Source organism: Nostocoides japonicum T1-X7, assembly GCF_001046855.1.
GTDB lineage: Bacteria > Actinomycetota > Actinomycetes > Actinomycetales > Dermatophilaceae > Nostocoides > Nostocoides japonicum.
In genome coordinates this window covers 3,894,527-3,901,260 of the sequence record NZ_HF570958.1, presented here as the reverse complement: position 1 = coordinate 3,901,260, position 6,734 = coordinate 3,894,527, and the positions used below count along the sequence as shown (strand labels likewise).

The following is a 6,734-nucleotide window of genomic DNA, read 5'->3' as shown; positions in this document are numbered from 1 at the left end:
GCTGCCGCCGCCCGGTCCGGGCCGAGCTCCACCGCAGCGATCCAGTGCCCGGCCCGGGCAGCGAGCAGGTCGGATCGTCCGGCCGCCGTCCGGTCCAGAGCGCGGGCGCACCGTTCGTGGTGGACGGCCAGCCAGGCCGCCGAGCGCCTGGCGAGCAGGGCGTCGATCACGAGCGCGTGGCTGAAGGTCTGGCCGCACCCGGCCCGGGACTCGCGGACGAGACCGGCCTGGTATGCCCTGTCGAGCGCCAGTGCCGTGGCTTCCAGGGACAGGTCGCCGGTCTCGGCGACCATCCACGTCTCGAACTCCTCACCCACCACCGCGGCAGCCTCCAGAGCCGAGACCACCTCCGGCCCGAGGCGATCGACACGATCACACAGCACGTCCCGAACGCCGGCCGGCAGCTCGCCGCCGGCGCGAGCCAGTTCGGTGACGTAGAAAGGGTTTCCGCCGGTTCGCTCCGCCAACAGCTGGGCGTTGTCGGGTCCGGGGTCGGTGCCCCGGAGCTGCTCGACGAGCTCGCGCACGTCGTCCTCGACAAGGCCCTCGAGCCCGACACGTCGAGCACCCACCCGGGCCGACCGAGCGAGGGTGGCGGTGAGCACGGCCGTCTCGTGCGACCGGAAGCTGGCGACGAGCAGCAACCCGGGGATGCGCGCGGCCGCCACGTGTTCGAGCAGCCGCAGGCTCGCCTCGTCGGCGGCGTGGATGTCCTCGAGGATCACCTCGGTGGGACCGATCGACGCGAGGAAATCGACCACGTCGTCGAAGAAGCGCAGCCGGGCTCCCCCGCCGGTGTCCCGAGTCCCGTTGTCGGACGCGAGCAGCTCGGCCAGCGAAGGCGCAAGGGCTGCCCCTGGGCGCAGCAGCGCGCCGGCGCGGATCACCTGTTCCCATCCCCACAGCGGCGGGGGGGTCGCGTGGTCCGGGTAGCGGCCCCAGAGCGACTGGGCCGTCGCGAAGCGTGCCAGCAGGGTGGACTTGCCGACGCCGGGCTCGCCGGACAGCAGCACCACCACAGACCCGGTCAGAGCGTCCCGTCGCGCCCGCTCCAGGGTCGCGAGCTCGGCGGCTCTCCCCACGAATCTGTCGACAGCCGTGTGGTCACGGGGTGTTTCCGGCGCGGCGACGGCCTGGCGCAGGATGGCCGTCTCGAGATCGCGCAGGGCGGGCCCTGGGTCGATGCCCAGGTTCTCGGCGAGCAGCCGCCGGACCGTGCGGAGCCGGTCAAGCGCATCGGCCTGCCGGCCCTGCGCCACGTACGCCCGCACGAGAAGCTCCCAGGCGCGCTCCCGCAGCGGCTCGGCCCCGAGGAACGCCTCCATCGCGGTCACCACGTCCGCCGAACGCCCGAGTGCCAGGAGCAGTTCGGCGCGCTGCTCGACGGCCGTGGCGCGCTGCTCCGCGAGTCGGGCGATCTCGGGGCGCGCCCAGGACTCGTCGCGGACGTCGTGGTAGCTCTCGCCGCGCCACAGGCCCAGCGCCTCGTCGAGCGTCGCGACGGCGCGGTCGGCACGCCCGCTCAGGGCGAGCTCACGCGCCCGGGTCAGCAGGGTGTCGAGGTCGCGGACGTCCAGCTCGAGCGCGCCCGGCGTCGCGGCGCTCGGTCGTAGCCCGTATCCACCACCCTCCGTCACCAGGATCAGCGGCGGTTCGTCGCGACGGCGGTTCGGCTCGAGCAGCCTGCGCAACTGCGACACGTAGACCTGGAGATTGGCGCCGGCGCTGGCCGGAGGGTGCTCCCCCCAGAGGTGATCGATGATCGACCCCGGGTTCAGGATGCGGTCGGCGTGCATGACCAGCAGGCACAGCAGGGCTCGCTGCTTGGGGGGTCCGGCGGCGACCTCGCCGTCCGAGGAGACGACCTGGAGCGGACCGAGCACGTTGACGCGCACCCGCAAAGTATCGGGGACGAACCCGCTCCGACGCGGGGAGATCGGCGGCAGGTCACCTGTTCTGGTGGGTGGAAGGTTCGAGAGTGCCCTCCAACCTGCCCCAGCGCGACGTCGCTGGTCAGCGCCCTCTCGGCGCCGGCGGTGACGGCTCTCGATCCGCTCGGACGGCAGGCGTCGTCACGACGACGGAGCCTCGCCCGAGGATCGTTCGGGCGCGTCGGATGGCTGGCGTTCGAGCACGTCCTGGACGCCTGTTCCGGGACCGCGACTTCACGCTCGCGAGCGTCGGCATGACCGCCATGGGGTTCGCGATCACCGGCGTCGGAATCCCGATGATGCTCTACGTCCAGAAGGTCCTGGCATACACCGCCCTCCGATCAGCGCCGCTGATGGTCCCGATGGCCGTCGTGACGATCCGACGCCAATACGCTCGCGTCTCTGCTCACGCGCACCCTGGTGCTCACTGGGGCGAGTGCGGACGAGCTGCGCTGGACCTGGTCACAGCACGTCGAGACCGAAGCTGATCGCCACGCCCGCGGCGCAACGCCGACGTCGGTCGTGCGGAGGACGTACCTCCGCGTTGACCTGTCGCCGACCGCTCGCAGCACACTCGGGTTGGCCACGAAGACGATGAAGGACCGGAAGGTCATCGCGGACGCCATCGCAGCTGGGGCTAGGTACCTGATCACCACCGATGTGGACGACGTCGCCTTCGCCGACCTCGCCAGGCACGAGATGAGCGCCGTGAACGCTGACTACTCCATGGCCCTGCGCCTCAGCGAGCGGGCCTCCCGCAAGGCGCTCGCCGTGATCGCCGGAGGACAGAAGAACCCGCCGCGCACCGAGGCCGAGCTGCACCGCATCCCCGGCAGACGCCACCCGCGGCTGACCGCCCGGTTCTCCGGCGCCTACGACACGACACCTGTCCAGGCTGACTCCGACCAGCCGAGCGTGGTCTTCCGCGGCGTCGCCTGCATCCGTTGCGAGGCGCACCTCGACAGCGAGGAGAAGCCCGCCCGTCGGCTTGTGTGCGGAGCACCTGCCGACGGTCTGAGCCGTCAGAGTCACCCATCACGGCGTTCAGCCATACCCACGGTTCAGTACGAACCTCTTGGTGGACCGGGTCGGACTCCAATCACATGAGCGGAAGCGCGTCGAGCGGCTCGAAGCAGTCTGGGAACTGGCGAGGAGGGGTCTCGGCTCGTCGGGGTATGCGGCAGATTCCGGGCTGGCCGGGGCGATGACGGAGCCAAAGAGACGGAGTCGAACGCCTCTGACGGCCAAGCAGATAGACGCGATTCAAAGGCGCGTGACGGGGGCGAGAGCGTCATCTCGATGGCCAAGCGATTTGAGGTCAGCCGGATGACGGTATGGGAGTACACCAGAGAAGGTCGACCCCAGCAGGCGGACCGTGGTGGCGTGCCTGAACTCGTTCACTAAATGACCGCTTGCCGGGATGTTCAGCCTTATCGTTACCTCAACCCGGCGATTCCGGGTCTAGCCAACGATGACTAGCGCGACAGACGACGCTCGCATCGACTCACCTGAGGAGGTCGGTGGTGGCAGCGAAGTCGATGTCGATCTATCTGCTGAAGTCTGGCGTGACAGTCGAACAGGCAATCAAGGACAGCGGCGGCTACGAAGAGACCGAGGTAGCGGCCAACGTCATCCCCAATCTTCGCGTGTTCCTAAAACCAGGACATCCGAAGCAACCCTGGTGGAAGACGTATCTGGGCCTCAGCGAGGATCTCTTCCAGCAGTCAAACTCCGCAATCGCTTTCGTTGGAATCGGAAAGCGAACGTTTGCGCTAGCTTTTGGCGCGGGACAGCATCTTCTAAAGGAAGACTCCTATGTTCACGACTTCGGAACACGAGTTGTCCTCAACGCCGTCGATCCAAACAAACTGAAAAGCACCGATACGCTCGACCCAGAATCTTCACAACGGCGTAGAACTCAGATTCCATACGACGGCGACCTCGCACTATTGAGCTTCACAAGCGACAGTTCCGTCCTCAAGAGCTTGACCGGGAAAGCGAGATCCGAGCACAGCGACCTCGTTCGTAGTGTCACCGGTGCTGCAAGCCTTAGGGTGACTACCCCGACGGAGCCAGGTGATCTTGCGCTTCTACTGAAACGCTTGCACCAGCTTTACAAGTCAAAGGAGTTCCGCAAGACCTTCCCAGACATTGCTCAGATTCGCCCCATCACAGATCCTGACACGATTAATCCGCTCAATGAACGTCTGGTCGCCTCAGTGTTCGACGTCTCCGCGCCAATAGTCCTCACTGTGCCAGATGTTCTGGACTATGGCGACGAAACCTACGTCCAGTTTTCAGGCCGTGGAGTGAGCGAAATATTTGACGATGTCTACATCAAGCACTACCGCGAATACCTGGAAGGGAAGGGCATCACTGCCGAATCCTTCACTGTGGACGATCTGAAGCACGATGAGCTGCTTCTCCTAGACGGTAGTCACGAGACGAAACAGCGTTGGAGCATCTTCCGCTCACTAGTTTTTGAGACGCAGGCAGGTGAAGGGTACAGCTACCACTTCAGTGACGGAGCTTGGTTCCGAGTCGCGACAGGACTCCTCGAGTCGCTCCAAGAATTCCTAGACCCGTACTGGATAGATACAACACTCCCCACGCACGAGTGGACAAGCGAGGCCGAGTACAACACCAAAGTGAGCGTTGCGACTGGAAGCGTTTGCCTCGATCAGACCAACATCAGCCCTGCCGGACAAACTCAGGTCGAACCGTGCGACATCCTTCGCATCGGGGAAGGCACCATAGAGTTCGTTCACGTTAAGATCGGCACGAGTTCGGCAACACTCAGCCATCTCTTTAATCAAGCCGCGAACTCGGTGCAACTCCTTCGAACAAACGAGGAAGCGGCGGAAAAGCTCTTGAAGCTCGTAAAGGAGAAAGCTGGCGACGACACCGCACAGCAAGTCGCGGAGGCGCTCGAGAAAAATGCCTACACGGCGTCAATCGCGATCGTGAGCCACAAACGCACCCCGGAGCGAAAGTCCGCGAACCTGCCAGTGTTCTCGCGAATCTCCCTGCGCCGCGCACTCGTCGCCTTGAAAGCGATGGGGGTCACGACGACCGTTCAACTAGTCCCGGACGCGACAGACCGAGCCGGCCGACCGAAGCCGCGAAAACCCCGCAGCTCTGCCTCGCAGTAACTAAAATCGCGAACACCTTTATCTATCGGTCCCGATTCGGGCTTCCACGCCTCTTCCAGAAGACGCTCCCAGATCCACCGAGCAGAGAGTCTTACCGGTCGAGCGTCGTGTACCACCCGAGCTCACATGGGCTGGCATCCCTCTCGCAGGCTCCGAATGTCAGTGGACAATGCAAGGCTTTGCTTATGACGGACTGGATCGACCCGGACGGGTGGCCGCGAGACAGATATTCCGGCGTGGGAGGCGGCCTGTACACCGGCGCGGGCGGGGGGCTCTACACCGGCGTAGGCGGGGGGCTCTACACCGGCGTAGGCGGCGGCGCCTATACCGGTGTGGGAGGAGGCTTGTACACGGGCCCCGGCGGTGGCTGCTACACCGGTCCTGGAGGGGGGCTCTACACCGGCCCCGGCGGCGGTTGTTACACTGGGGTTGACCCCGTTTCGTGGACATCGGTTAAGCGGCCTGTGCCGCGGTGGTGAACCGGTGCTCGAAGGCTACCGGGCTGATCTGGCCGAGGGCGGAGTGCCGGCGTCGGCGGTTGTAGACGTCCTCGATCCAGGTGCTGACTGCGGCGATGGCCTCGGCGCGGGTGGGGAAGGTGTAGCGGTTGTAGTGCTCGGTCTTCAGGGTCGACCAGAAGCTCTCCTGCTGGGCGTTGTCCCAGCACACCCCGGTCCGACCCACGGACAGCCGCACCCCGAGGTCGGCGGCTGCGTCGGAGAGCTGGGCCGAGGTGTACTGGGCGCCTCGGTCGGCGTGGAACACCACGCCGCTGGTGTCGCCGTCGCGGAAGGTGACCGCGCGGCGCAGCGCGGTCTCGACCAGGTCGGTGTGCAGGGTGTCGGCGAAGGCGTACCCGATGACGCGGCGGGAGCAGCCGTCGCGGACCGCGGCCAGGTACAGCCAGCCCTGCCCCGTGGCCAGGTAGGTGATGTCGGAGGTCCACACCACGTTCAGAGCCTCCTGGTCGAAGCGGCGGCCGACCAGGTCGGGGATGGCGTGCGGGTTGGCGTCCGCCAGGGTGGTGACCGGCCGCCACGGGCGCGGGCTGATCCCACGAATGTCGTTCTCCCGCATCAACCTCGCGACCGTCTTGACCGAGACGACCTCACCGGCCTCGCGCAGGTCCGCGGTGATCCGGGGCGCCCCGTTCACCGCGTCGGAGGCGTCGTGGGCGACCTTGATCTTGCCCAGCAGGTCAGCCCGGCGCGCCTGCCGAGGACCGGGCGCCGCGTCCCGTCGGGCCGCCCACGCGTAGTAGCCGGACCGGGACACCCCCAGCAGCTCGGCCATCCGCCCGATGGTATGCCTCGTGGCGGCCTTCTCCCCCTCGATCACCGCGAACGCCCGCTCGGGCTCGAGGTCTCCGTGGCGAAGAAGGCCGCTGCTTTTTTCAGGAACTCCCGGTCCATCCGCAACTCGGCGTTCTCCCCGCGCAGCCGCTCCAGCTCGGCCCGCTCATCGACGTCCAGCGCCGCCGGCGGGTCCACCATCCGCGACCGCTCGATCGCGACCCACCGCCCCAGCAGCTGCTCCCCGACCCCGATCTCCCGCGCCACCTGCGCGATCGTCCGACCGGTGTCGATAACCAGACGCGCAGCCTCCTGCCGGTACTTGGGGGTGTAACTCTTCCTCTTGGCACCCATCAGGG

The 6,734-nt window shown here is 66.6% G+C and carries 4 protein-coding genes; 2 read left to right on the top strand and 2 right to left on the bottom strand.

All coding sequences use genetic code 11. The features are described from left to right. A partial coding sequence (locus BN12_RS17675) for a BTAD domain-containing putative transcriptional regulator (RefSeq protein WP_048554515.1) occupies nt 1–1,895 on the bottom strand: 1,895 nt, incomplete at its 3' end. A gap of 630 nt (nt 1,896–2,525) precedes the next feature. Between BN12_RS17675 and BN12_RS17665 the strand changes: the two genes are divergently transcribed. Together BN12_RS17665 and BN12_RS23945 are read left to right on the top strand one after the other, a co-directional pair. Continuing rightward, nucleotides 2,526–3,038 (top strand): hypothetical protein, encoded by a 513-nt coding sequence (locus BN12_RS17665; protein ID WP_235432456.1) that lies wholly within the window; start codon nt 2,526–2,528, stop codon nt 3,036–3,038. Nucleotides 3,039–3,454: 416 nt separating this feature from the next. Then, nucleotides 3,455–5,083: a DUF6119 family protein gene (locus tag BN12_RS23945; protein WP_157635547.1), complete on the top strand. Its 1,629-nt coding sequence runs from the start codon at nt 3,455–3,457 to the stop codon at nt 5,081–5,083. 453 nt (nt 5,084–5,536) lie between these two features. Here BN12_RS23945 and BN12_RS17655 read toward each other — a convergent pair. Beyond that, nucleotides 5,537–6,734, bottom strand: a protein-coding gene (locus BN12_RS17655) for an IS3 family transposase (RefSeq protein ID WP_407667809.1) whose coding sequence is annotated in 2 segments (ribosomal slippage) — nt 5,537–6,477 and nt 6,477–6,734 — 1,199 coding nt annotated over the 2 segments. Because the reading frame shifts where the segments join, the coding sequence is not laid out codon by codon here. This gene is flagged as partial in the annotation.